This window comes from Synechocystis sp. FACHB-383, assembly GCF_014698605.1.
Classification (GTDB): Bacteria; Cyanobacteriota; Cyanobacteriia; order Cyanobacteriales; family Microcystaceae; genus Synechocystis; species Synechocystis salina.
The window spans coordinates 1-23,711 of the sequence record NZ_JACJTJ010000062.1 but is presented as its reverse complement, the minus strand read 5'-3'; the positions used below and the strand labels follow the sequence as shown (position 1 = coordinate 23,711).

General features: G+C 42.6%; 28 protein-coding genes and 1 pseudogene. 18 read left to right on the top strand and 11 right to left on the bottom strand.

The window, feature by feature from the left end; translation table 11 throughout:
- Nucleotides 1–248 precede the first annotated feature (248 nt).
- From H6G45_RS18500 to H6G45_RS18490, 3 genes are all read right to left on the bottom strand, one after another.
- Nucleotides 249–386, bottom strand: a complete 138-nt coding sequence (locus H6G45_RS18500) for a hypothetical protein (protein WP_338116586.1) — start codon at nucleotides 384–386, stop codon at nucleotides 249–251.
- Nucleotides 387–467: 81 nt separating this feature from the next.
- Nucleotides 468–890, bottom strand: coding sequence for a putative toxin-antitoxin system toxin component, PIN family (locus H6G45_RS18495; RefSeq protein WP_190599852.1), 423 nt, complete (start codon nucleotides 888–890; stop codon nucleotides 468–470).
- Nucleotides 891–975: 85 nt separating this feature from the next.
- Nucleotides 976–1,758 (bottom strand): Rpn family recombination-promoting nuclease/putative transposase, encoded by a 783-nt coding sequence (locus H6G45_RS18490; RefSeq protein ID WP_190599851.1) that lies wholly within the window; start codon nucleotides 1,756–1,758, stop codon nucleotides 976–978.
- 192 nt (nucleotides 1,759–1,950) lie between these two features.
- Between H6G45_RS18490 and H6G45_RS18485 the strand changes: the two genes are divergently transcribed.
- Nucleotides 1,951–2,700, top strand: coding sequence for a hypothetical protein (locus H6G45_RS18485; protein ID WP_242018252.1), 750 nt, complete (start codon nucleotides 1,951–1,953; stop codon nucleotides 2,698–2,700).
- A 553-nt stretch (nucleotides 2,701–3,253) separates the two neighbouring features.
- Nucleotides 3,254–4,504: a hypothetical protein gene (locus H6G45_RS18480; protein ID WP_190599849.1), complete on the top strand. Its 1,251-nt coding sequence runs from the start codon at nucleotides 3,254–3,256 to the stop codon at nucleotides 4,502–4,504.
- A gap of 321 nt (nucleotides 4,505–4,825) precedes the next feature.
- Here the strand turns inward: H6G45_RS18480 and H6G45_RS18475 are convergent, their stop codons facing one another.
- Complete coding sequence (locus tag H6G45_RS18475; protein WP_190599848.1) at nucleotides 4,826–5,641, bottom strand: hypothetical protein; 816 nt, start codon at nucleotides 5,639–5,641, stop codon at nucleotides 4,826–4,828.
- Between the two features lie 345 nt (nucleotides 5,642–5,986).
- Entirely contained in the window at nucleotides 5,987–6,487 is a 501-nt protein-coding gene (locus H6G45_RS18470; RefSeq protein WP_242018251.1) for a DUF4334 domain-containing protein, read from the bottom strand.
- Nucleotides 6,488–6,572: 85 nt separating this feature from the next.
- On the opposite strand from H6G45_RS18470, the gene H6G45_RS18465 reads away from it, so the two are divergent.
- The 5 genes from H6G45_RS18465 to H6G45_RS18445 all read left to right on the top strand — a co-directional run bounded on the left by H6G45_RS18465 (nucleotide 6,573) and on the right by H6G45_RS18445 (nucleotide 11,921).
- A complete protein-coding gene (locus H6G45_RS18465; protein ID WP_190599847.1) occupies nucleotides 6,573–6,839 on the top strand; it encodes a hypothetical protein in 267 nt (88 codons plus the stop codon).
- A 102-nt stretch (nucleotides 6,840–6,941) separates the two neighbouring features.
- Nucleotides 6,942–7,175: a hypothetical protein gene (locus tag H6G45_RS18460; RefSeq protein WP_190599846.1), complete on the top strand. Its 234-nt coding sequence runs from the start codon at nucleotides 6,942–6,944 to the stop codon at nucleotides 7,173–7,175.
- Nucleotides 7,176–7,662: 487 nt separating this feature from the next.
- Nucleotides 7,663–9,411 carry an N-acetylmuramoyl-L-alanine amidase gene (locus H6G45_RS18455; RefSeq protein WP_190599845.1) on the top strand — a complete coding sequence of 583 codons (1,749 nt, stop codon included), beginning with the start codon at nucleotides 7,663–7,665 and terminating at the stop codon, nucleotides 9,409–9,411.
- 967 nt (nucleotides 9,412–10,378) lie between these two features.
- Nucleotides 10,379–10,756 (top strand): hypothetical protein, encoded by a 378-nt coding sequence (locus H6G45_RS18450; protein WP_190599844.1) that lies wholly within the window; start codon nucleotides 10,379–10,381, stop codon nucleotides 10,754–10,756.
- A 4-nt stretch (nucleotides 10,757–10,760) separates the two neighbouring features.
- A complete protein-coding gene (locus H6G45_RS18445; RefSeq protein WP_190599843.1) occupies nucleotides 10,761–11,921 on the top strand; it encodes a DUF2235 domain-containing protein in 1,161 nt (386 codons plus the stop codon).
- 348 nt (nucleotides 11,922–12,269) lie between these two features.
- Here H6G45_RS18445 and H6G45_RS19690 read toward each other — a convergent pair whose 3' ends face one another.
- The 4 genes from H6G45_RS19690 to H6G45_RS18425 all read right to left on the bottom strand — a co-directional run bounded on the left by H6G45_RS19690 (nucleotide 12,270) and on the right by H6G45_RS18425 (nucleotide 16,152).
- Nucleotides 12,270–12,407, bottom strand: a complete 138-nt coding sequence (locus tag H6G45_RS19690) for a hypothetical protein (protein WP_242018250.1) — start codon at nucleotides 12,405–12,407, stop codon at nucleotides 12,270–12,272.
- 162 nt (nucleotides 12,408–12,569) lie between these two features.
- Complete coding sequence (locus H6G45_RS18435) at nucleotides 12,570–14,495, bottom strand: hypothetical protein (RefSeq protein WP_190599842.1); 1,926 nt, start codon at nucleotides 14,493–14,495, stop codon at nucleotides 12,570–12,572.
- Entirely contained in the window at nucleotides 14,495–15,043 is a 549-nt protein-coding gene (locus tag H6G45_RS18430; protein ID WP_190599841.1) for a hypothetical protein, read from the bottom strand. The genes H6G45_RS18435 and H6G45_RS18430 overlap by 1 nt, the downstream gene beginning before the upstream one ends.
- Nucleotides 15,040–16,152, bottom strand: coding sequence for a dsDNA nuclease domain-containing protein (locus tag H6G45_RS18425; protein ID WP_190599840.1), 1,113 nt, complete (start codon nucleotides 16,150–16,152; stop codon nucleotides 15,040–15,042). The genes H6G45_RS18430 and H6G45_RS18425 overlap by 4 nt, the downstream gene beginning before the upstream one ends.
- A gap of 1,000 nt (nucleotides 16,153–17,152) precedes the next feature.
- Here H6G45_RS18425 and H6G45_RS18420 point away from each other — a divergent pair.
- Nucleotides 17,153–17,566: a hypothetical protein gene (locus H6G45_RS18420; RefSeq protein WP_242018249.1), complete on the top strand. Its 414-nt coding sequence runs from the start codon at nucleotides 17,153–17,155 to the stop codon at nucleotides 17,564–17,566.
- Nucleotides 17,567–17,936: 370 nt separating this feature from the next.
- Complete coding sequence (locus tag H6G45_RS18415) at nucleotides 17,937–18,500, top strand: hypothetical protein (RefSeq protein WP_347338294.1); 564 nt, start codon at nucleotides 17,937–17,939, stop codon at nucleotides 18,498–18,500.
- Between the two features lie 64 nt (nucleotides 18,501–18,564).
- Here the strand turns inward: H6G45_RS18415 and H6G45_RS18410 are convergent, their stop codons facing one another.
- Nucleotides 18,565–18,777 (bottom strand): hypothetical protein, encoded by a 213-nt coding sequence (locus H6G45_RS18410; RefSeq protein ID WP_190599839.1) that lies wholly within the window; start codon nucleotides 18,775–18,777, stop codon nucleotides 18,565–18,567.
- A gap of 143 nt (nucleotides 18,778–18,920) precedes the next feature.
- Here H6G45_RS18410 and H6G45_RS18405 point away from each other — a divergent pair, with 143 nt between their 5' ends.
- From H6G45_RS18405 to H6G45_RS18375, 8 genes are all read left to right on the top strand, one after another.
- Nucleotides 18,921–19,100 (top strand): hypothetical protein, encoded by a 180-nt coding sequence (locus H6G45_RS18405; protein ID WP_190599838.1) that lies wholly within the window; start codon nucleotides 18,921–18,923, stop codon nucleotides 19,098–19,100.
- Nucleotides 19,100–19,231, top strand: coding sequence for a hypothetical protein (locus H6G45_RS19930; RefSeq protein ID WP_255414290.1), 132 nt, complete (start codon nucleotides 19,100–19,102; stop codon nucleotides 19,229–19,231). The genes H6G45_RS18405 and H6G45_RS19930 overlap by 1 nt, the downstream gene beginning before the upstream one ends.
- A gap of 57 nt (nucleotides 19,232–19,288) precedes the next feature.
- The gene (locus H6G45_RS18400) at nucleotides 19,289–19,687 is read left to right on the top strand and encodes a hypothetical protein (RefSeq protein ID WP_190599837.1); all 399 of its coding nucleotides are present in this window, start codon (nucleotides 19,289–19,291) and stop codon (nucleotides 19,685–19,687) included.
- Between the two features lie 64 nt (nucleotides 19,688–19,751).
- Nucleotides 19,752–20,009, top strand: a complete 258-nt coding sequence (locus tag H6G45_RS18395; RefSeq protein ID WP_190599836.1) for a hypothetical protein — start codon at nucleotides 19,752–19,754, stop codon at nucleotides 20,007–20,009.
- A gap of 64 nt (nucleotides 20,010–20,073) precedes the next feature.
- Nucleotides 20,074–20,265: a hypothetical protein gene (locus H6G45_RS18390; RefSeq protein ID WP_190599835.1), complete on the top strand. Its 192-nt coding sequence runs from the start codon at nucleotides 20,074–20,076 to the stop codon at nucleotides 20,263–20,265.
- Between the two features lie 102 nt (nucleotides 20,266–20,367).
- A complete protein-coding gene (locus tag H6G45_RS18385) occupies nucleotides 20,368–20,568 on the top strand; it encodes a hypothetical protein (protein WP_206754996.1) in 201 nt (66 codons plus the stop codon).
- A gap of 65 nt (nucleotides 20,569–20,633) precedes the next feature.
- A complete protein-coding gene (locus H6G45_RS18380; protein ID WP_190599833.1) occupies nucleotides 20,634–21,191 on the top strand; it encodes a siphovirus Gp157 family protein in 558 nt (185 codons plus the stop codon).
- A 96-nt stretch (nucleotides 21,192–21,287) separates the two neighbouring features.
- Complete coding sequence (locus H6G45_RS18375) at nucleotides 21,288–21,761, top strand: Rad52/Rad22 family DNA repair protein (protein WP_242018248.1); 474 nt, start codon at nucleotides 21,288–21,290, stop codon at nucleotides 21,759–21,761.
- A 49-nt stretch (nucleotides 21,762–21,810) separates the two neighbouring features.
- Here the strand turns inward: H6G45_RS18375 and H6G45_RS18370 are convergent, their stop codons facing one another.
- Nucleotides 21,811–22,149: a hypothetical protein gene (locus tag H6G45_RS18370; protein WP_190599832.1), complete on the bottom strand. Its 339-nt coding sequence runs from the start codon at nucleotides 22,147–22,149 to the stop codon at nucleotides 21,811–21,813.
- Nucleotides 22,150–22,788: 639 nt separating this feature from the next.
- Between H6G45_RS18370 and H6G45_RS18365 the strand changes: the two are divergent.
- Nucleotides 22,789–23,711 (top strand): annotated as a pseudogene (locus H6G45_RS18365) (hypothetical protein); the annotation flags it as partial.

Genomic DNA, 23,711 nt, shown 5'->3' with positions numbered 1-23,711 from the left:
CTGCGTGGCAGCGGACGGTCAAAGACTGCTTGTGTGATTTCGAGGTTATCTGCCACCACTGATTTGAGTCGTTAAGCGAGAGTAATCAAAACTTCTACCGATCGCCAAAAGTTCTTGTTGGTTACTAATAGGAGGCAAAGTCCTCCCAGCTAAAGCCCGGCTTTCTGTGGGGTTTAAATTTGATGGCACCGTGGATTACCACCGTGCATTGAGGATTTTGTAGGCGATCGCCAAGTTTTACTAGGGGTTTAACTTAATCCATCTAACTTATCCAAAAGCCTTAAACCCTCAGTGACGTTACCCCGAGCCGCCATTAACCGAAAACGGTTATAAGCATCAAATTCAGTCAGAGCAATGGTTGAAAGCTCCTCAACTAACTTATTCACACTAATTCCCCTAGACTCCGCAAGCTGCTTAAGTCTGGAGTGTTTATCATCCGGCATCCGTATCGTTAAAGTACCCATGGTTTAACCTCTTAGTAAATGCTCTGGTTTCAAAATTGACAAGTGAGGAAAAATTAACTCTGTTCCTTGAAAATCTTTGACATTGTTGGTTGCAATATAGTGGGCATTACCAGAGATTGCTAACTCAATCAAATGATTATCTCCCTCATCCCTTAAATTGGGTCGCCACAGATAGTAAATATTAATCCACTCACAAACCGACATCAAAGCCTCTAGTAAACTAACAACCTCAGTCTGGCTCAAAACACATTGATCAATAATCTCCTTACGTCCCATTACAGCTTCATACTCGGCAAATAAAGCATTTCCTATCAGTGGTTGATACCGCCCCAACAAACAATACCTAATCAGTTTCCGACTCGGCCCATCAGCACCAATCAGAGCACTCACAAAAACACTGGTGTCAATGACAATTCGATTATTCACAAAGCTAATGATAGCATATACACTGTCATTGTTGAATTTTTTTATCCAGCCATTGGGAGGCGATCGCCAAAAACCCTATCAACCCTTAATTGTTCTGGTTAGCGACAAACCGATTAACCAGTTCAACATCAATATCTAATTCCTTGGCAATTTCGGCAATTGTAAGACCCAATTTCTTCAGCAGGGGTATAGTTTCCAGTTTGCCTTCTAGTTTGCCTTTGAGTAAACCTCGTTGTTCCCCTTCCCGTAAGATTTCTTGATAGACTGCGGATTCCTGCATGATTTCACTCCTTAAAATTGTCTTGATAAGCTCAGGGGCCAGCAGAATTCCTCCAAAAACCGAGGTTGCCGCCATGAGATTTGCCTTAACTCGATTATCCTCAATCTGATCTAGTGCAGTCGCCACTTCCCTCAATTTTAATGCCGGGTCAGAGGTTTGCGTCAATACTGCTAGGGGCAATAACCCTGGACTTTGGAGAAATGTTTCCGATGGTTGCTCCCAAAGTCGAATTGCTTGATAACGATGGACAGTCTCCCCCACTTGAAAACTATCCTGATAAACCAAGTCATTACTACTACGTTTTAAGTAGATGACAAATTGGTGCATCGTCTTCTGAGGAAAACGGCGGTAAACCCTCACCCGATAGTCCAGCATCCGAAAACCCATGGTGGGGTCGGGTTCCGTTTGGAATTCCAAATGTAAAACCAAGTCTTCTGATTGCTCCAAAATCAGGGAATCAGCCCGAATTGGCTCCAGGGATAGTTCCGTCGGACTAAGCTTCGTTAATTTGATTGGTCGCCCCAACAACCAGGCGGCGTAGTCTTCGGAGAATGATTCAGCCAGAAATTTACAGAGATTGTCAAACATAGCCGAATTTTACCGGCGATCGCCAATGGTTGGAACGAATTAAACTAGCAAGTAAACAAAGTTCTTATTTTCCCCATCTTGACCAAGTCAGATAGAGGAGTTAGTTATTTAAGTCCAATTTGGATAATTGTTACTAAACTTAATGTTTAACCACCAATAATTATAGTACAAAAATGACTTGAGATGATAACTATGAATTTTAAACTGGAACAAGCGTTGGCTATGGTATTTATCATCGCCTCGCCCTTGGCGAGCACCAACCATCTATTAGCTAGTTCACCTAGTCATTATCCCCCAGCACAAACCCTGGTAGCCCAAGGTAATCAAGCAGAAATGGCCTATGCACAAATGGATCAATCCATGACCAATGCCATGGGGGAAATTGTGCCCTTTTTGACACTGCTTAGTGAGATGGAAAACGTCCAAAATGATGAGCAATTACTCGCGTTGACCCAACAGCTATATCCCATGGCTAATCGTATTACTAATAACTTTAGCCAAGCTTATCAAGCGGGGGAAGTGCTGTTACCAATGTTGCCAGCCGGTTCCATGGAGACTCAATATTTGAGCACAGTGGTTGCCATTAACGGTTTAGGGTCTCTGGCTTTTTCCCCTTGGCAAGAAATTCTTGGCCAGATTCAACAGGCCTATCAGGCAGAAAATACCGCCATCCTACAAGCGGCGATCGCCAAAATACCACCGGCTATTAACAAATTGGCTGAGTTTGGGGTACAGTTCCAGTCCGTATTTCAGCAGGGGCAACAAATCCAAGCATCCCAAGCTTCAGCTTCTTCTAACATGTCTCCAGAGTATTATCAGCGGATGTCTGACATCTACCGCATGGGCCATGAAACTAGCATGGGAATTTTGAACAATATACGCTCTGATGGTGAATGGCATTACAACTATAGTACTGGCAGAGATGAATACCAGTATTACTAAAGGTGGATAAACGAGTCCCCAGCAATAAATTTTTGCCAAGCATCAAGATTTTGATAGCGTTCAGGAAATACCTGGGCCATATAACTCTTTGGAAGTCTTGCCACTAGATGGGGTCATTCCATAGAAAGTGCTTGAAGAGTTTTAGACAAGACTTTGAATGATGAGATGGCGTTGCCGAACAACATCCCACGGGGTTAGCTAGCAGAGCGGCAGGGAAAAATCATTGCTCGACACCGAAGGAACAACCCTAAACCTTGCTTGCGGGGAACTCTACGGTGGTTGTCCCTTGTGTGCCGCCTCAAGTCTATCTATTATTGTTATTTTTAATCAGAAAACTTGTAAAGAATTGTGTATAAATAGTTCAAATCAAAAAAATCATTGTTAGAGTTTGCAAAAATCCTATGTCGATAGAATCGCAAATTTTGTTCTAAATATTATAGCGATTTTCATAGATGTGAGGTCAGTTTAATGATCTCAAAGTCTTGGTTTTATCAGTATAAGCATACCTAAATTTTGTGCAAATTGCTATATTTCAATTATTTTAGGAGTCATTATGAAAACAAAGTATTTCAGTACAAATATTACCATAGTTTTGCTATGTGGATTAGTGTCCATGTTAGCTGTACAAGTACACGATTCACTAAAGTCATCAGTCCAAGCCCAAAAGATTAAGGTTGATGGTCTCAATGGGTTTAATGTCCAAGAAGTCAGGGACTCCAACAACGGCATATTTCAAAAACAATCAGGTACAACTTGGGTAGAAAAAAATGAAAATGGCCGCATTCCCCTTCAAGAGACAGGGCGGGATGAATGGTCTGTTTACTTGAGTAAGACTAACGGAGCAAAAGTACAACTTGATCTCTGGAAAGGGGAAGTTATTTACAACGGTAACAGGCTCTATGACATTACCAGTGCGGGTAGCAAGCTGTGTAGTACTTACCCCTCGGGTACCGCCAGTCGTGGACTTCAAACTCTAACGTTTAATTATGATGGCACAAAGAAGAATGAATCAGATATTTATCAATTTGTTGTGCCCAACTTCACCATTGATCCCAGCAAAAAAACTATTATTTTAGTGCATGGATTCACATCCAGTCCCACCAAGGCCTTTGGATCTGCTACGGGGGGGCGATTACACAACTCATTACTCACCAAATTTCCCAACGCCAATATCATCACGGTAGATTGGTCTTCCATGAGTGGAACCAGTCAGGATAGCTACAACTGGGTTTATAACCGCATGTGGTTTGTCGGTCGGACTCTATCTAGCGTCTTACAAGAGGATTTATGTATTAAGCCGGAGAATACAGAAATCATTGGCTATAGCTTAGGGGCCCACATTGCCGGGACAACGGGTTATGACTACCACAAAGACACAGGCAATAAAATTAAACAAATTATTGGCCTAGATGCGGCAGGTTATTTATTATCTCATCTAGGGTCGGATGTTCGTTTAGATACAGGAGATGCAAAACGGGTTGTTGGTATTCATAGCAGTGATGCGACTCATTTCCCTGCCACTTCAGAAGGTCTGGGTTGGGCTAAAGAGTATGGCGACCTAGATATATATATTTATACCAAGAATGTAGCTGAGGACGGTGTCGGTCAGCTTTTAGGCTCGGGGTGGGGGAACTGGCGCAACAAGCATGATTATGCTGTGACGCTTTACCAATATTTAGTGGACAATAAAAGTTATAGCTATGCGAATAAATGGACTTGGAATGAGGCAGATTTCACCGAAAAACCATTTAACTTAAATTCTTTAGACTCTTTGACAGGAACGGTAACTGTCTGGGAAAAATAAAAGGGCAGAAATACCAACACCATTTGAAGTCTGAGTGATAACGGCGAATCACAGTTTGGATTACCCGTTGTACCCTGAACTCACCTACAAGAGATCAATAATTGATTTATCTGACCTCAGTTCGGGATAAACTGAAAGCCCAGTTCTACCGTAGTTGATTTTGGGAGTTTAGGGTACTCAAATCCTTATTCTCTTGTTCAGAAGACTTGCAAAGAGTCCTTAACCCGAATCCACGTTATTTAGAATAGACATCGGCCTTGGACAAGACTTCTGCCTCTGCTACATTGTAGTCTTGTCCCACTGATTTTCGGGTTAAAAACCTTACCAGTCTTTTGACCACAAGAACTCTAGCGTCTTTCCGCGGAAGGCAAATAGATCGATACTATGCGTCTTAATAGGAGTATGGACGCCGAAAGTTTTTGCTTTCAGGAATTCAATCGAATAGCGTGAAGTCGCGTTGGGTGTGATTACTTTGCTCGCTTCTTTAAGGTCGTCGTAAGTTTCTATCGAGGCGATTTCTTTGCCATCTTCATAGATCTTGATTGATTTCCACCAAGTAATATTTCCTGGGACTTTGAGCTTAACATTAACTCCGGTGGTGCTGGGTCCGTTGATTACCGAAGCCACAATCGTGTCAACCGACTCGGCGTAGGTATGCTTCAGTTTAGAAGGAGAAATCGTGCTGTCCGGATGACCACCAGATGGCGTTGCAGATGCAACAGGTGCAGCAAAATATTCGGCATTATGTTCTCCTTCTACTAACTGTATGTTGCCAGGTTGGCGATAATATAGGGTATGCCTTCCTCTGATCTCTTTCTGAAGAAGGAGTTGTTTTTCGGGATCCCACTGCCGATCAACCACCGTTGGAATTTTTCCACGGTAAACGTAAATTTGAGCAGCATCGGAATTCTGACGGGCGCGAAAAGCTATACCTTTGATAATCTCGCCGGGTTCATAGCTTGCTGCACCATCCCCAACGATAAAATAATCCCCAACTTGTTTAACAATCACACCATCTGAGACAGTGATCGGCTCACTTGATGCGTTGATGATATCGACAACCGCAACGAAACTTTGGGCGGTGGCAAGCGGAGAAAATGAGAGGGTGAGACACAACGGAAGCAGGGTATTTTTCATGGTAATTAGAGGAATCTGAAACTTTAGTCAGCGTTGTGATGCACCGAAAAAATTTTTTAATATGGTATGTATCTAAGATCAATCAAAGCCTCTGCGTCCAAGTCGCTGATAGGAAATCGCTTTTAGCTCTCTGAGGCATATGTTTGGAGTCTAAAGCTCGAAAGGGAAAATTCTATGGGGCAATGATTGCATATCCAGGTTTGAGAGTCAATCTGTGTGAGATGGCCCTGAAAAACTGGATAGGAGAAAAAGCTCTAAACGAAAATCCAAACGGAAGAAAGTTTGTAAGACAAGCGAAGAAAATATAGGCGATCGCCAATAAAGTCGGGGTAGATTTTATGAGGGTTAAAGAACACACCGTTGCAATAAAAAGAAAAAGGGCTGAGGGATAGGTTTATAATCCATCAAACCAAACATAGAGTTATCATCAATTTTTTTAAAAGAATCATTAATCGGTAAATAATCGTAAATCATAGTGGCAGTAACTACTCCACGACTTTCCAACATTCGTAAACGTGCTTGGCTAACTTCAGTTTTAAAAAAACGATTAAACCAACGCAGACCTGGGGCTATCCATGGATAACGAGTTATATGAAAATTGAGGGAGAGTGCCATCACAGTTGGATCTGGTTTCAGCTTGAAAATTTCTCCCTGGGCATTTTGAAATAGCAAAGGATGAACTGTTTCCGAATCAATAAACTCCTTGCCATACCAAGAAATCATTTCCAATATGCCATCCATCGGATGATTGGTCACAATCCCCTTACCCTGCCAACGTCCCATCATAAAATCAAGATCTACAGGTTCCAAAGAATCATAAAAGGATAAAGCTTCGGCAGTACTCATTGCGGGAGCTGACAAAAGAGATTCCAAATCAGTATTAGCTATCATCAACTTTCAAGACTGGAACTTTAAGATCAAGAAGGCAAGAATGAAGACGTGGTTCCCGGCTCTTTATGGTGGTCGTCCCTCCCTTTTTTTACGGCCTCCCCACCCCCCCGATGTGGGGGCAAGAAAGCAAGAGATGAGCCTGAAGTTTGATATTCCCCCATTCCACAGGGTTTCCCAGTATAGCGGCGGGGAAAAATCATTGCTCAACACCGAAGGAACAACCCTAAACCTTGCTTGTGGGGAACTCTATGGTGGTTGCCCCTTCTGCGCCGCCTTAAGCTTATTTGTCATGGCGATCGCCAATTGAGCGGCGCTGGGGCATTTATTTCCGCTACGCTCTTTGTCCCCGACCGGGGTTGTTTTCTGTCCGCCGCTGATATGACCCCGTTGTTTTTTGGGGGTTTTGCCCATGTCTGCTTTTTCTGTCGGTTCGGTTCGTGGCTCTGCTTTGGGGTCTGGTTGCTCTGGTTGGTTGGTTCGTCCTTCTGTCCGCGCTCAGTCCGGATTGGTTTTGGTTGCCTCCTTCCGTTCCCTTTCCGGTGCTGGTGGGTTTGCCCGTCGCTGGTCTGGCCGGTTGGGTCGCTCTGTCCTGGTTCGGCGGGTTGCTGCCGGTTGGGCCGTTTCAGTCCCGGTTCTTGCCTAGTTTTCCCTGGGGGGCTTCGGCCTCCCTTTTTTTATGGTTCCTTGCTACAAACTAATGGCGATCGCCGAAATATCCGCTTTGCCGTGTCCCATTAACCCCTAATAGTTTTTATAGCTCACCTATGAATTTATGAATTGAGAGTTTCGTAAAAAATTGTGAATTTTTGTTGTTTATTGGCAGACAGTTAATATTGCAGTTGATACCATGAAATGGATTCAGTCGGGTGATCGCTCTGATTTGGAATATTACTTGAAAATTTTCTTATGATCATTATCGTCTGTCAAGAGTGAAAGACAATTGTTATTAGTGCTCTTTACAGTACTCCAATCTGTCTAACACGCTTTTGGAAATGATATGCCTAAGTTTTCCGCGTATCGTTACCCCAGAGATTGTTATGCAGAAGGTTTCCGTATAATCAATAGTTAGACCGACAAAATGCAGATTTCATAGTTTGGACTAAGAATTATAAATTTTAAGGATTAATAAAATGAGCGAACTTTTCAATCAATTGGTTAAATTCTATGAAGAAACGACTATTGATTTCCCTCAACTCAAGGGAATTACCATTGCTCAATGGATCCTCGAATCAGGTCGAGGAACTAGTCGTCTTGCCGTTGAACACTTGAATTTTGGCGGTTTGAAATGGCGGCCCGAAATGACAGAATTTGCCACGCCAGTAGACTACGAAGCTAGTGATGGATTAGATAAATATTGTAAGTTTGAAAGTTTAGAAAAATTCATCAAAGGCTACTGGCGTTTTCTAGATCGTTCTCCCTACGAAGGATGGCGTAATAATGTAGACTCGGCTGAAAAATTTATTGGCTTTATTGGCCCAATTTATGCGGGTGATAGTAATTACATTACTAAAGTTTTAAATGTGTTTCCTGAAGCCAAACAACTGCTGGCAAATGCCGAGCATGGAGATCACCATCATCCAGGAACTGCAGAACTGGTAACAAAGCCGCCCATCAAAGCATTTATCCAAAGTCCCAATCATAGCAGTCGAGCGGGTGCCGATATCGATACGATTGTCGTTCACTACACGACCGCAGGTACTTTTGAAAGTACAAAAAACCACTTTTTAAATCCTGCACCTCCTTGTCCTACTCCTAGCAATCCTTCCAGAACCTGTCCAGTCTCAGCCCACTACATTATTGATAAAAATGGCGACATTTATCAAATGGTCAAAGATGTGGATAAAGCTTGGCACGCTGCCCAAGCAAATCGCACCAGTATTGGGATTGAACACGTTGCTAGAGTAGGAGATCGATTAACCGAGTCGCAGGAAAAATCATCCATCCGTCTCATCAAGTGGTTGATGACAGAATATAAGATTCCCAAGGAAAATATCAAAGCTCATAAACAAGTTCTTTCAACCTCTTGCCCAGGAAATATTTTTGGCGATACTATCAGCGATACTAATCTGCCGAAATTTAAAGAATGGGTCGGTAGAAATTTTTCAAATGATGCTTCGCCAACCGGAGGATTAGGCCCTAGCGGTCTAGGAATTTATATTGTACAACCGGGTGATACTCTCTCAGCGATTGCTGATCGCCATGATATGACCTTGGATAAACTAGTTGCACTTAATCCTAGTATTCAAAATCCTAATGTCATTTTTCCCGGTCAAAGAATCACGGTTGCACGGATAGAGGGAGATGATCCTTTCATCGTTACTACTAGTCGTCCCATAAATCTTCCAATTACAATTGCCGAATATCAACTCAACTCTAGCAATTACCAAGTTTTCTCTAATGCTCTTCTGGGTAGCATCACGGTTACAGGCGGTTATATGGAGCCTAATGGTCATTCTCCCAAACCAGAACAAAAAGCAATTTTCTTGGATGGAACTCTAAAGACACTATCCCCTTCCAATCGCAATATTGGCATCGATTATGTTGTCGCTGACCGTAAAGTAAAAGCTTGGTATGGGGGAACGGTCACTAAACGAGGGAAAGAAGGCGGTTATGGACGACGAGTCCACCTTCAACTTGATGTCAGCTATGATTTTCAAGGCAAAAAATATCAAGTTTATCAGGCATTCGCTCATACACAAGAAATTTTAGTCAGTGTTGGACAAGTAGTCGGACAGGGTGAGCAGATTGCCATTATGGGAGGTTCTGGTGCTTCCTCAGATCACGACTATCCACTTCATGTGGACTTGAGTACCTACCTTTTTATCAATGGTAAGTTGGTTCAACTCAATCCCCAAGCTTTAGATAGACAGTTAACATAAGCTTTAACCTATTAAGAGAAATAATTAGATTACTGCCAAAATGCGGTCTAACGTTCTCAATAGACCGGAACGGAAGTATCCTGCTATTAGGCTGCAAAGTCTTCTGCATTCGGTGATTGGGAACGTTAAGTCAGAGAAATTAAAAACTCCTACCGAATCGCAAGAATTCACTAAATTAGCGATCGCCAGAAGTATTCATTACTCACTGATGTCGGGAAAGTCCGACCGGCTAAAGCCCGTCCTTCTGTGGGGTCTAAATTTTATAGCACCGTGGATTACCACCGTGTATCAAGAGTGCAACCTATCACCGAATTTTACTAGGGGTTTACTGGCTCACCGCAAAGCAGATCTCTTCAAGATCGCCAGTTAGTAGATCAGTAAGTCGGAAGGTTAATATTCCCCCATTCCACAGGGTTTGCCAGTATAGCGGCGGGTAAAGCTCATTACCCAACACCAAAGGAACAACCCTAAACCTTGCTTGCGGGGAACTCTACGGTAGTTGCCCCTTGTGCGCCGCCTTGGGCTTATTTGTCATGGCGATAAACTCCCAGGATCCCCCGATTGATGCCCGTACTTGTTACAGAAATGCAGGTAGAAGCGCACCCACTTCCGATACTCGGACCATTGTGCTAGTGGGATCTGCTCGGATCTCAGCACTTCGTCAAACCTAGGGTTAACCTCCGGGAAGCCGCTCATGGCTGTTCATGCCGTATATCTCTACGATCTAAATGCTATTCGACACCTCCGTTGATTTAATAAAACTTAATCCAAATAATTTGACTTAGTGGTTCTTTTCAGGCATTCTTTCAGCATTAGCAGGCTGAGTATGGGTTTTAATGCTGTTTATCCTTACAAGTTAAGTGATAAATGTGCATTAAGGATTCCCATTGCAGTTTAATTACTGGTTAGGCGGAGCATACAGCCTGGAGTGGATCGAGAATAATCATCAACAAATGATATTTTCTTTATGACAGTTATCAATAGCAGATATAAGTGGAATGACACTAAAGTCGATGTTGTAGAGGGCCTCTCTTACAGCTATGAGGCTAACGGTACTTGGAAAGACTGGACTATTAAGTGTGACGCTAATGGCTATTTCCGTTTTTATTTAGCCTTATTTTGCTTTCTAAAGCGCACCCGTTCAGCTAGATGGTTCCAGTTGGTTGCCTCTATTGATAAGCAATCAACACACACTATTGTACTCGGAATATCTGGGCATTTTGTCGCACCAACTACGGGGCGTCTTTGGGCTTATGCCAATGACGCACCTTGTGCATATGGAAATAATACAGGCTCTATTGACCTTATTATCAAGCCAATTAAGAACGGAAATTTAATAGGATAAGAACATGGCTCTTTATGCTTTTGATGGAACTGGAGATAGATGGAATCCAGGAACACGGTGGAATATTGCTGACCTACGATCTCTTACCCCTGACCAGAGACAAAATCTCTTAAATACAATTACATCAGTAGCAAGAACAGAGAATAACCGCTTCCTGACTAATGTAGTCTTTTTTTATAAAGAATATGTTGGTTCAGGACTACATGCTGAATACTTTCCTGGTGTAGGGTCAGGAGCCTGGTTCGAGACTAATACTGGCAGGACTCTTGACTTTATCTTCGGGGGTGCATTTGGGATTGGTGCACAAGGTATTGTAAATCAGGCTTTTAAGCGATTAAAAAAGAACTTCACGAAAGGCGACAAAGTCATTGATATTATTGGGTTTAGTCGAGGTGCCGCGATCGCCCGAATGTTTGCTGACAAAACAGCTATTCATTTCAGAAAAATAGGTGACAAACTTGAACGGCCTCCAGAAATACGATTTATCGGATTGTTCGATACTGTGGCTTCCTTTGGCAATCCCTTCAATGAGAATGAAATCTTTTTTCAGAATAATTTGCCTTGGACTGTCAGGAATGCATATCATGCTATGTCTCTCGACCTTAATCGCGCCGGATTCGGCTTAGATAGGGCATTTGGCAATCATGTCCTAGAAGTATGGTTTAGAGGTGGACATGGAGACGTAGGGGGTAATTCTTCACTAGCTGACGGCACTTCCAATAGACTTAGGGCGAATATTAGCCTCAATTTCATGCTTAAAAAAGCTATTGCCTGCGGAGTGGAACTAACAACTGGCGGACTGACTGGTAACGATAGATCCAACCAAGCTAATGACTATCCAATAGATATCAGCTCCCCGGTATCTGTTGACGACAATAATAGTCTCAACCGGGCGGCTGGCCAAGATCCGACCAGACAACCTAGACGTTCTGACGTCTTTCATTATTCGCTCTTTGATGAAAACAGACAGCAATTGCGACCCATAGATACTTGGACGGGTAGGCAAATTTACTCTCATCCTAAACTAGTGAGTTATGACCAAGTTGTTATTGAGGAGATCGATAACGAGTCCCAAACCTCAGATCTACGGGTTTTGCACCTCACACCAGAGCTTTTTAAGAAGTTTCCTGACACTCAATCAATATATGATTACCTATACAAATGATGTTGAGTGCGGTCAGTGAGGATAAGTGCGATCTCCTGCATTCTCTATGCAACTCCTACTACCCCACCGATAGATTATTGGAAATGCACCATCACCATGCTCATAAATTCCTTGAATCAAGCAGTCCTCCCATAAACACCCATGCACACCGACCGCCGAGACCTATCTGCTGAGTGTCCGAGGTTCTCTGCGGCGGGTGATTGGGAACGTTGTATGATCGCCAGTTGGTAGCTAAATAAGTCTGAAGGTTAATATTCCCCGATTCCACAGGGCTTCCCAGTATAGCGGCGGGGAAAAATCACCGCTCAACACCGAAGGAACAACCCTAAACCTTGCTTGCGGGGAACTCTACGGTGGTTGCCCCTTGTGCGCCGCCTGGAGCTTATTCATTATGGCGATCGCCAACAGTTCTTGTTGGTCACTGATGAGAACCGGAGTCCGCCCGGCTAAAGCCCGGCTTTCTGTGGGGTCTATATTTGATGGCACCGTGGATTACCACCGTGCATTGAGAATGTTGTAGGCGATCGCCAATCGATAAGGAATGTGATCAAGGGGCAATCCAAAAAAGCTTTGGAATTAAAGAAAAATGAAACTTAATTACTATTAAAATAGTAATTAAAAGTTATTAGCGAATGAATCAAATAGCTTCTATCTCCAAACGCGGCTAAGCTCAATTCTGTGAACATTTTGTAAACCTTCAAAAGATCTTCCTACAGCAATTACTTGTGTTTTTTGCATGCTTTCCTGATTCACTAAACTTATAAAAGGCTCCAAAATAAAGTTTTCATGATCTCTCACTACAACATCTCTAGAGCCATCGGCGAAATTTGCTGGAAACTCTAAAATGCTCAATCCTGGATAATGATATTTTTCATTATTAGATAATGATAGTAGAGAATAGTTATATGCAGCCAAAAAATAAAGCATCATTGTGGCCCCAAGACTACTTGCTCTATGGCTGCCCACTGTAAAAACAAAACCTTTTTCCTTTAAACGTAGTCCAACTTCACCCTGAGTCCAAGAATTTGAATTCTTTTGCTTAATAGAGTTTAGATAGGTATTCATATGATTTACAAGAAATGAACTAGATTGTTCAAAATTGATTTCCTCCGATGCTCTTGCTACCTCAGTCTCTAAAGTACGAATTTCACTTTCAATTTTAGCAATTTGTTCTGATAAGTCTTCTTGCAAATCAAGCGCACTCTTAACCCTCTCAAGTTGCCTCATGCGCTCTTGAATACGTCCTAAGTCCATATCAATTTGAGAAATTTCAGGAGGTAAAATAGCGACAGCAGCAATTTGCGTAGGTCTCATCTGACGTTGAACATATGTAAGTTCTTCATCAATAAGACGTTGATTAGATATTAGGCTTTCCAGCTCACTATGAACCATGTCAACTAACTCTTGAGCTTCTTGATTCTCACTTCGAAGCTGCTCTATCTCAAAATCAAGTCGCTGCTCACTTGCGCTACCCTCATTTAAGTTTTGCTCTGTTGGCTGACCACATAGATAACAGTGATCAGGAGATATATTTTCTGAGCTAACAGGCTGTTCACATACAGGACAATTTGTAACTCGTAGATCTCGAAATACTTGACCAGCACTTCTAGCACGTTCAATTCTAGATAGTTCATCTCTTACTTTTATACCATAGTTTTCTAAATCTTTTAAACGAGCTTGGGTTGATTGTATCTGCAATGATACTTCACTCTTGCTTGTCTGAAGTCTTGACCATCTGTCACTTAATTGCTCAAAAGCTACTATCTGTTCTGAGTTTGAAGCTTGAAGTACACTATCTTGCAAAGAATCAAGTAACGCTACACGTTGATTGAGCAAGCTATCCACTTCAATGTCAAGACGTTGAACGGCAGAATCTATAGATTTAGCTGTCACTGCAACACCTAATCCTTGCTCATTTAAAAGCTCTCTAGATATTTGATTCAGTGTACTAACAAACTCTTCTTTTCTAACCTGTCGTCTGTAAATTTCTTTTTGCTTTTGTGCCAACTGTTCATATTCAGAAGAAAATAGATACTCGGCAATTCCTAAAAATAGCAAAATGCAGGCATGTTGATGAACTTCAGGTTGCTTATTTACTAACTCACCCCATGATGTCTGTCTGCGGTAAATATGGCGAAGTAGACTTTGCCAACTAAGCTCCGGCCATGTACGAAGCGATAAAGGATTTCCTTGCGGATAATGTACTGTAGGGATTTCTAGAAGAGATAACAAATAAGCTGAAAAGTTATCTGTTGTGATAGGCTCTCCATTAATAAATACTTTTCCTTTATTACCTGACTGCTTCCAGTTACGTTCTAAGATAATTTCTTCATCGCCAGCAACAAAAATACCCTTAACTGAATCATATTTATTGACAAGACTCTCGTCAAATGCGTTAGCTGGATTGCTATCCCGATCACCCATCAAGAAATTAAACATTCGGAGCCATTGGGTCTTACCTGTATTAGGTTGACCAACCAAAACATTCACTCCAGGTTCAAAGTTCAACTCATCAAAATTACCAGTTTTAGGCAAGCGACTCAGTTGCTTAATTATTAACGTCTTTGTCGTCATTACTCAATCACCTCACCTAAAGATCTCTGTGTAACTTCCTGATTGAAAACCCTATAGATTAAAGTTTTCAGAGTTGATCCAGCTTTATTGCCGAAAACAGATTTTACACGACGCATTTGCTCACATAACTGCTCATAGGATGGTTCTTCTGCTAGATTCTTCATTTGTTGTTTTCCTACTTGAGTAAGCTTAAACTTATAAGTATTTCCCTCCTTGGTAATTTGGATTAAACCTCGGCTTCTCAAATAGGCGAGAACCTGATAATATCTATGATCCCAAGGACCATAGTGATGGCGCACCATACTTGATTCAATAGAAGTTGAAGCAGATTGAATTTGTTCCCCCGAAGCAGTACAAGCTTTATCAAAAAATTGAGGATATCTTACAAAAAAATCAAGCTTTGCTAATTTAGTTAAGCCATCAATACGACCACCAGCACCGCATAGACCCAGCAATAGAAGAAGCCTAGCTGCATGAAACTCTATGATGTCATCAGCTAATAAGGACACACCTGCAGGTAGCTTGGAAAGTTCATGCACAGACTTCATATCGTTGCCCTCATGAAGCGATGTAAGCATCTATCTGCCAAATAATACATATATCCTTGCAGAAAAGATATTGATATCTCGCCTTCGTCATGCTGCCGAACTTCGCTTAGGCAATCTAGGCATCTGCTATGAAACTCAACCCCCGTATCTCTCAGTTGTCCAGCATCGAGTTTAGATACCAATTGATGTAGATGAGCTTGAGTATCCATTTCTATTTCCTGTCGCCTTGATAAATCCATATAACCTGAGTTTAGAGTGCGACTTCGATAGGCTCTCCGCTGTTCTTGAGCAACTTCAATTAAATCATTGGAAATTCCCGCACTCACCATTTTTTCACATAGTTGTTCGCCCTTACTGCCAACTCCAGGATGTTGTGCCTTAGAGATCAAATTCTGAAACCAATTTAAGAAGTCATCACGTTTTAGTTTTTTTGCTTCCGGATCGGCTTCCCACTTTGCTCTGCCTGCATCTTGAATTCTCCTCAGAATTTTTCTATACAGCTCATTCCACTGATCTTCCGCTAGGAACAGGCCTAGGGCACAACCGACATGCCTCAACTTTAAAAGATTTGCATTTTCCAAAGCTTCAGATGAGTGGCAAACTTCCCATACTACCCGTGATAGCCAAGAAGAGGCATCACTACCATTAGGAGAAGTGTAATCTGGTATTTTTTTTAGAGTTTGTTCACATAGCTTAGTAAAATTGTCAGTTGGTGAGATGCGACGTGGTGAACTAAGCGGTAAAGTCAGTACTTCCAGTTCGTCATTAACAGGTAAACTTGTCACCATTCGGAAACGGCAAGGCTCTGAGCCACGTTCATAGGCAAGAGACTTTTCAAGAATCGAACTACCAACCACGGGAATGTTCTTTTTCTTGTCTCTCTTACAAAGTTCTGCAACAGACCAAAAGTGGTTAAATTCATTATTCTTTGCTTGGATGAACTCAAATTCTTCTTGGTCTCCATTGAGGCTAACTAGTGTTATGTCATCTAAACTTTCACACCAAACCGCTACAAGTGTTGTGTCTTGGAGCATTTCTAAACAATACTTAGCCGCAACGTGATCCTGAAATTCAAATCCCCTGCGAGCAATCACGCCGCCACTTTCCAAGGGCGGTACATTATGATACGAAAGTATGGAAGAGACTGAAGGCAAACTATCTTCCGGCAACAGTGTATGAGGGTAGAATATACCTTGTCTTTGTAGCTATTTTTAATACTCTAAGTCAAGAAGCCATAAACTCAAAGAAACGACGCCGACCTTACCCTGAAAAGGTGGACCAGAAAGGTAGGTATGAATAGGCGGTTGCAGAGAGTGTTGGTTATCACCAACTTTTACTAGGGATTTAATGGTGATGCCAAAAAAATCGGGGATTTGAGCCAATGGCAATGCAGAACACCCTTGGAATTGGCGGAAACGGAGTAAGTAGAGCTAATAAAAATTGGAACCTAAATAACCAGAAAGCAAGACAAATATGGTTCCCGGCACTTTATGGTCGTCGTCCCTCCCTTTTTTTACTGCCTCCCCACCCCCCCGCCGGACGAAGAATAACTATCAATACCCAAGGGTACTGACCGGCGGCCCCCCGAGTGGGGGCAAGAAAGCAAGAGGAGTTTCTAATATTCGACGATAAAACCCTGTGGTCTAGTCGGTCAGAGCAATAAATATTTCACTCGACTACCTGCCCAAAGCCGCAAGAGGGGGGGGGACACCCCCTTCCCTAACCCTTCCCCCTTTTTGTAGTCCGGTCAAAGTCAGGGGTCACGGGTTGATTAGTCCGCAGCTCTTTTTTCGGAAAGCAAGAAAGATGAGCGGATTCGATGTTTTTATTTTTGATTCTAAGGAATCGAAGATCCGGAAATACCGTTTTTTTTTGCAACGAGGAATTTTATCATATTCGTCAAAATTTTTTGGTGTCATTCCATTTAAGGAAAAAATTTTATTTGGAATATGATTTTTGCTTTTCTTGGGCAAAAAAAACTTAGTGGGGAATGGAAGAGAAAAAAGAGAGGAGAGAAAGGGTATATTGGTGTATTGAAAATAAAAGTAATTTAATGTATTAATTATAGAAAAAATGATATAATATAAGAAAGTTTAAAAGGAGAAAAAGATGTTTAAACAGTTAGGAGAAGTAGAAAAAGTAAAATTTAAAAATTGGTGTGTTAATAAAAATAATTTGATGATTAAAGAGAAATGGTTTGGTAAAGAAATTAAAGAAGATAGGAAAATGGTATGGTTTGGGGTTGGAATTGAATTGGGGAAAAATGAAAAATTTGAAGGATTGGAAATAGATAATGGTTTGAAAAAAAGATGTTTGGAATTTTATGGAGAAGATTTTAATAGTTTATTATTGATGAGATATGGAGATGGAAGTAAATTAAATTTACATAGAGATAGAGATTGTTTTGATAAAAAAGTAATTATTATAAATAGTGGAATTTGTGTGTTTGAATATGATAAAGAAAGAAAAATATTAGAAGATGGAGGAATATATGAAATAGATGGTAAAAAAGTCATGGAGTAGTAAAAGTAATTGGGGAAAGATATAGTTTAAGTATTAGAAAAGTTTTATAAAAAAGTGTGATTTTTTAGTAGATCAATCACCCCCTGTTAGTAATACTATACCACGCTTCTTCCCGGCAAGGGTAAACTACACCTTCACCCTCCTTCTAGTGGTTGCCCCTGCGGGGCATTTTTTATTGGTCGGTTCGGCCCTTGCCTTGACCCAAGCCTCATCTGCGGGATGGAGGGGCGTGGAGTTTCAATGGACAGGGGGGGTCTGCCTTGTTTTGGGGGCTGGTCGGTGGGGGGGCTCGGCCGCTCTGCTCTGGGTTGCTTTTTGCGTGCTATCACGCTATAATGGGGGTGTTAGTTGTTCCCCTGGGGGTTGCACTGTGTTGTCCGTTTCTGCCCTGTCGCCCTGCCTTGTTTCTCTGCTTTCTGCCTGCCCTGCCGTGGGGTTTTCCGGTTCCCGTTCTCTCTCTCCGTTGTCGGTTGCCGCTCTCCGTTCCCTTTCTGCCGCCGTTCCTGCTTCGGCCAGTGTTTTTGTTGGCTGTGCGGCTGGTGCCGATGCCGTTGCACGGGGTCTTTTTCCTTCGGCCCAGGTTTTTTCTGTCAGTTCTGGTCGGTGGGGGGCTGGCCGTTCTGCCTTTGCCCGTCGCTCGGTGGCGGTGGTTTCTGCTGTCCTCTCTGCTGGTGGCCCGGCCGGTCTGTGGTGTTTCTTTCCTGCGGCCGGCTGTCCTGGGGGGTTGTTGCCTTCGGCCCGGTCTTCCCGTTGCTTTTGTGGGCTGGGGTCTGGGTCTTGGGCCTCTGCCGCCTTTGCCCTTGGGTCTGGCCTGCCGTTGCTGGCCTTTCTGCCCCCCGGTGTTTCTCCTCCTCCCGGCTGGGGTTTTTCCTCCCTGGGGGGTGGCTGGTGGGTGGCCTGCCCTGCCGCTGTTCAGTTGTCTCTTTTTGCCTAGCGTTCTGCCCCTGCCTGTTGGTGGGGGTTAATCATTGGTAGCAATCAATATTTTTAGGTTTTCTTCAAACCTTGTCTTCATTTGAAAAAGAATCATCAATAATTTCTTTTACTTTTTGTCGTAATTTTTCTTGCCAGTCTTTGACATTTTTCAAGCGTTCCTTATCAGTGGGTGTGATGCGAAGATAGATCCCCGCTGTCCTCGATTCAGACACAGGGCTTTTAAATTGATATTTCTCCAAATCTGGATTCCCACCGGGACGACCTCGGCCACTCATAAATTATTCCTAAATTTTCTGGACGATCTTAACACGATATCACGCTATAAAGTTTTGTAAAATAATTGTTTATTGCATGATATCACGCTATAATAAGAGCATAAGGCAAAAGCCTAGACCACTCAACTACTTAAGGAATTTTTATGACCATTCAAGAAGCAAAAGAGATCGCCGCAGTCTGTTCAATGATGCGAAGCGAATTACCAGATGGGATGTGGGAAGAAGTCAAAGAAGCCATTCTGGACTACCGGGGAGGCAAAGACGGTGAAGCTTTCGCAGAAGAACTAAGCGAAATTTGCAAAGACTGGGGGTTTTCAATCTAATGAAAGATTTAGAAAGCCTACGCAAAGAACTAGATAAGCTTGCACAACAAACTGAGCAAGAAGACCTGAAAAGGGAATTAGAAAGCCTAATTCAACAGATTCTCAAACATCGAGATTATTGCCCATTCTAAATAGTTACATAGCCCCCACCCTGGGGGCTTCCACCACTCTACTACTTAAGGATTTTTATGATTATCAAACTGTGTGAATTGTCGAATCCATCCCTAGCCTTAGCTGTATCTCGTCAAATGGGGGGAAAATCTGAATTATTGCAACACTATAAAGACGTTGCCAATCATGGTGCAGATTCTGGATTTAATGGTTTTATTTATTATGCAGAAACCGTTAAATTTTGGCGCAATAATAAGAAATTAATCCTAGAATCCTTAAGCCAATTAGCGGATGATTTAGGAGAAAATGTAATCAATATGGTCAGAAACTTTAAGTGCATTAAGGGTGATTTTTCAACAGATGAAATTGGGAAAGCTCTATATGGCAGTTACCGTGAAGAATTCGACTTAATTTATAACTGCTTAGCCTGGTATGCACTGGAAACAGTTTGTCAGGAAATGGAAGCCCTAAGTTAAAATCTCCCGACCTCAGCAAGTCCTAAAAAGGCTGACCACTCTTCTACTTAAGGATTTTTTCACCATGCATCACGACACCAAAGAAGCGATCGCTCGTTGCCTTTATTTCATCGACCGGGAAAACAAAACCCAAGAAAACCCCATCATTGCCGTAATTGAGAAGGCCCTAGAGTTTGCCAAAAATGAGGTTATCTTTTCAGACCCCTACGACCTATTAGCCCAAATTGAAAGCGTACTGACTGAGGAAGAATTGGCCAACGACGACCGTTATTATTCCCGGCAGGAAACGGAAGACTACCACCGCAATTGGTTACATTTCTAAGCCCCTAGCAAAATCCCTAGCCCCCCTTGGGGCCTCCACCACTCTACTACTTAGGACAATGATTATGTACTTTGACCGTTTCGACATTGCAGAAGCTTGGTTTATTTATCTCTCAGAAAACCACTCTGGCCAGAATTGCCTCCTATATCTTCGATTATGCCAACTACAAAAATGGTTTAAGCCTAGCCCATTGTTAAACCGCTCCCGACTGAATGAAAATGCCCAAGCTATTCTAGAAAATTTGGAAGAAAATTAATGAAAGAAGAAACATTTTCAAGAGAATTAGCAAAAATTCTCAAAATTCACTGGACTAAAGAATTTCACCTTGAATTTATCAAAATCTCAGAGGAAATTATCAATGACAATATGGAACAGCAAAAACGGCCCAATCGGAGTTGATGATATGACAGAAGCCCACGCTAAGAATGTCTTAAAAATGTTGATCCGAAACAACATGATCAAGCGACCGGAACGGCAAGTCCTAGAAATGCCCCAAGAGGTTGAAGACGAACTTTTAGCAAAGATGATTGAACGTGAAGAATCTCAATGGGGATATTAACCCCTAGTAAAATCTTTGGCCCTCCTTGGGGCCACCACCACTCTACTACTTAAGGAACATTTATCATGACAACTACCACTAAAAGCACCAGCAAAACCACTAAACTTTGGGAACTGTCCGACGAAATTATCAATCTTGAAGACCAGATCTCAGAAGTTCAAGACCGGGAAGATTTAAGCGAATCTGAAGAAGACCTATTAATGGGAGAAATCCTAGAAACTTGGTTATCGACTGGCAAAGAATTTGATGCTAAAGCCTGTAATGTTGCCGCTTACATTAAGCACCTAGAAGCAATCACAGAGGCTCGTAAAAATGAATACCGACGCTTACGAAATTTGGCAGAACAATCAGAAAATCAATCCCAGCGACTACGCAATTACCTTGTTAGTAATATGCAGAAATTAGGTAAAAAGAAAGTTAGTGGAGTATCGGTAAATTTATCGCTACGAAAAAAGCCAGTAAAGGTTATTCTCAATTGCCCATTGGAAGACTTACCAGCGGCATTTATGAAAGTCGAAATTAGCCCCCGCTTATCGGAGCTTAAAAAACACGTTCAGGCTAACCCAGATTGTTCTTTTGCCCAATTAGCCGATGTTGAGGAGTATTCAGTGATGATCAAGTAAATCCAAAGACCTAGGCAAGTCTAAAACTGCCCAAAAAGAAAGTGATCTCCCTTAGGGCGACCACTCTTCTACTTAAGATCTTCAGGATAACAAATCATGCTCCTTAACGAAATTCTCGAAAACCTACGCCAACCCATTGCCCCCCAGTTCATTAGCCAGAAAAAAACCTACAAAAACAAAAAACCAACTGGTTCTGTTGATTTTGTAGCCTGGTATGACCTAGCGGACTTGCTCGACGACCTTTGTGGCCTGGGGGGTTGGGAATGGTTAATCATCGACACCCAACAAATTGGCGATCGCCTGACCCTCACTGGCTCCCTGACGATCCATGGGGATGACCGCAGTTTGACCAGGCAGGCCACCGGCACCGAAGACATTGATTGTAGTAGCTACGGCGATCCAAGCTCCAATGCAGAAGCCATGGCCCTGAGAAGGTGTTGCGCCAAGTTTGGTCTGGGCCGTGACCTGTGGAGAAGAGAAAAACCCCAGCCCCTCAAGATGGGACAACGACGAGAACCAGAGAAACAGACAGTTTTCCCCAGGCACCATCTCGCGGGAGGAATGGCTTAAGAGAAAAGCGGGAAAGGGCTAAATGATAGCCACTGTAGAAGCAGGAAAATTAGGCCGCTATTTTTTGACGACTCGGTGACAACTCTCCCAATCTCTGGCCAGTGAGGATCAACAAAGTGGAAAGCTCTGAGCTACCAAGAGATCTAATAAAACTACCCATATCAACGCCACCAGCGAGAGATAAATAATACTCATCGGCGAACCCTGGCGAGAGGCGATCTGCGGCCTCCACTAAACCCTTAAACATTTCAAGGGTGGGGCTTTTCTTACCTGTAAAGACTTCAGAGAGATAAGAAGCATTACGGCCAGCTTCTAAAGCAAGAACCTTGGTTTGGATTCTGTGGCTTTTAAGCTTGCCCTGAAAAACTTCTAAAAAATCTCTATTCATTTTTTTAGCCAACCTAAGATAACATGTAACACAGCAATAGCCGCTTTTTTATGGCTATACTCAATTTAACACATTTTAGGGGAAGCAATAGCCCCAATGACCTTTCTACAATTACTGAGGCTACGGTTATTATGGCATTTTTCGATGAACTGACAAGGCCCGCAACAGCAGAACTATCAATGGATAAGTCATCTTACCGAGGTCTGAGGTTGTACAAAATAGCAAGCTTTACAGCGATCGCCACGTCAAAGGAGTGGGCAATTTAGGCCAAAGAGAGCAAAAACTCGAAATACTCCAGAGATTCGCCTATGGATTACATTGACCGAATTTATGAGTTTTTGTATACCAAAGCACTTTCTTCCCCTAGCCGTTCAGGTAAACAGTATCTAATTTATTTAGCATAGGCTTATTTTAAGCCTTTATACCTGCAACTAGATACTTTCAGAACTTAATTGCATCAATCAGATCAGCGCTTTATCTCCGTAAATCCAGGCAAATCAGCTTCAAATTTGCCAAAAACGGCGCAATGCTGAAAACCAAATTGCAATTTAGGAACTTGCTTTCACAATTTTTATCCTTTACAAAAATAAAAAAGGCGGAGGGTCTTAAGCACCCAACGCCCCAAAGAAATATCAAAATATGACCCAATTCTACAAGCTAACGACGGATACTGCCGCAGAACTCTTAGCCGCTAAACTACCCCGTTCAAGCTGGGAGCTATGGACATGGGCAACTACCCTCGATCCGTTTGGAGATCGCCGGGTAAGAATAACCTGGGAAATAGCCAAAGAAGCCATAGGAATCAGTAGAACGACTTTTTACCGTGCCCTAGCCCAATTGACTGATGCAGGCTTACTGATTTCTGAGCGGGTTTTTGGGTTTTGGATTAGTCCCAAAAATGGGAATCCAGTCCCAGAAATAGAAATCGAGTCCCAAAAATGCGTCTCTGAGTCTCAAAAATGGGACTCCACTATATATACAGACTTAGAGACTCTTTCATACTCTCCAAACAGCCAGAGCGAGGAAAAAAAGAAAATTCCAGATCGGTCAATAAATACAAATGGACGAAGTAATGGAATTAAGCCAAAAATCCCAGAAAAACCAGCTACGGCAGAAGTTAACCAAAACTTATCTGCAAAACCTGTAGGTCAAGGAGAAGAAAAATATTCCGCCGCCCGTCGTACCAAAAAACGCACTAATAAGACCCAAGGCTTTGATTGGCTGCCTCAGGGCCCCTGGAACATTGAGGGCAAGCTAGACCCCAACTTCCGCGATTGGTTGGCGAAGAACTGGCTGAAACGATATGGCGGAGACTTCCACGATAAGCAAGCGGATGTGTTGGCCCATTTCAAGAAAGACCCCGCTAATCTGCCCATTCGCTGGGAGCAATATCAGAAAGAATTTGTCCATCGGGTAGAGAATACCCAAATGCGCCTCGCCAATGGCTGTCAAATCCCCGAAGACCAGCAACGGAACCTAATCACCCATCAACGGGCTGTGACGGCGGTTCTGCCCCCAGAAATGAATCCTGTGGCTGTGGTGGAACCCACAATTGCACCGGT

Bases quoted from the DNA above. Each gene is read 5' to 3' on its own strand.
- H6G45_RS18490 (WP_190599851.1), bottom strand. From the start codon at position 1,758: ATGTTTGACAATCTCTGTAAATTTCTGGCTGAATCATTCTCCGAAGAC.
- H6G45_RS18485 (WP_242018252.1), top strand. From the start codon at position 1,951: ATGAATTTTAAACTGGAACAAGCGTTGGCTATGGTATTTATCATCGCC.
- H6G45_RS18480 (WP_190599849.1), top strand. From the start codon at position 3,254: ATGAAAACAAAGTATTTCAGTACAAATATTACCATAGTTTTGCTATGT.
- H6G45_RS18475 (WP_190599848.1), bottom strand. From the start codon at position 5,641: ATGAAAAATACCCTGCTTCCGTTGTGTCTCACCCTCTCATTTTCTCCG.
- H6G45_RS18470 (WP_242018251.1), bottom strand. From the start codon at position 6,487: ATGAGTACTGCCGAAGCTTTATCCTTTTATGATTCTTTGGAACCTGTA.
- H6G45_RS18465 (WP_190599847.1), top strand. From the start codon at position 6,573: ATGAAGACGTGGTTCCCGGCTCTTTATGGTGGTCGTCCCTCCCTTTTT.
- H6G45_RS18460 (WP_190599846.1), top strand. From the start codon at position 6,942: ATGTCTGCTTTTTCTGTCGGTTCGGTTCGTGGCTCTGCTTTGGGGTCT.
- H6G45_RS18455 (WP_190599845.1), top strand. From the start codon at position 7,663: ATGAGCGAACTTTTCAATCAATTGGTTAAATTCTATGAAGAAACGACT.
- H6G45_RS18450 (WP_190599844.1), top strand. From the start codon at position 10,379: ATGACAGTTATCAATAGCAGATATAAGTGGAATGACACTAAAGTCGAT.
- H6G45_RS18445 (WP_190599843.1), top strand. From the start codon at position 10,761: ATGGCTCTTTATGCTTTTGATGGAACTGGAGATAGATGGAATCCAGGA.
- H6G45_RS18435 (WP_190599842.1), bottom strand. From the start codon at position 14,495: ATGACGACAAAGACGTTAATAATTAAGCAACTGAGTCGCTTGCCTAAA.
- H6G45_RS18430 (WP_190599841.1), bottom strand. From the start codon at position 15,043: ATGAAGTCTGTGCATGAACTTTCCAAGCTACCTGCAGGTGTGTCCTTA.
- H6G45_RS18420 (WP_242018249.1), top strand. From the start codon at position 17,153: ATGTTTAAACAGTTAGGAGAAGTAGAAAAAGTAAAATTTAAAAATTGG.
- H6G45_RS18410 (WP_190599839.1), bottom strand. From the start codon at position 18,777: ATGAGTGGCCGAGGTCGTCCCGGTGGGAATCCAGATTTGGAGAAATAT.
- H6G45_RS18405 (WP_190599838.1), top strand. From the start codon at position 18,921: ATGACCATTCAAGAAGCAAAAGAGATCGCCGCAGTCTGTTCAATGATG.
- H6G45_RS19930 (WP_255414290.1), top strand. From the start codon at position 19,100: ATGAAAGATTTAGAAAGCCTACGCAAAGAACTAGATAAGCTTGCACAA.
- H6G45_RS18400 (WP_190599837.1), top strand. From the start codon at position 19,289: ATGATTATCAAACTGTGTGAATTGTCGAATCCATCCCTAGCCTTAGCT.
- H6G45_RS18395 (WP_190599836.1), top strand. From the start codon at position 19,752: ATGCATCACGACACCAAAGAAGCGATCGCTCGTTGCCTTTATTTCATC.
- H6G45_RS18390 (WP_190599835.1), top strand. From the start codon at position 20,074: ATGTACTTTGACCGTTTCGACATTGCAGAAGCTTGGTTTATTTATCTC.
- H6G45_RS18385 (WP_206754996.1), top strand. From the start codon at position 20,368: ATGACAATATGGAACAGCAAAAACGGCCCAATCGGAGTTGATGATATG.
- H6G45_RS18380 (WP_190599833.1), top strand. From the start codon at position 20,634: ATGACAACTACCACTAAAAGCACCAGCAAAACCACTAAACTTTGGGAA.
- H6G45_RS18375 (WP_242018248.1), top strand. From the start codon at position 21,288: ATGCTCCTTAACGAAATTCTCGAAAACCTACGCCAACCCATTGCCCCC.
- H6G45_RS18370 (WP_190599832.1), bottom strand. From the start codon at position 22,149: ATGAATAGAGATTTTTTAGAAGTTTTTCAGGGCAAGCTTAAAAGCCAC.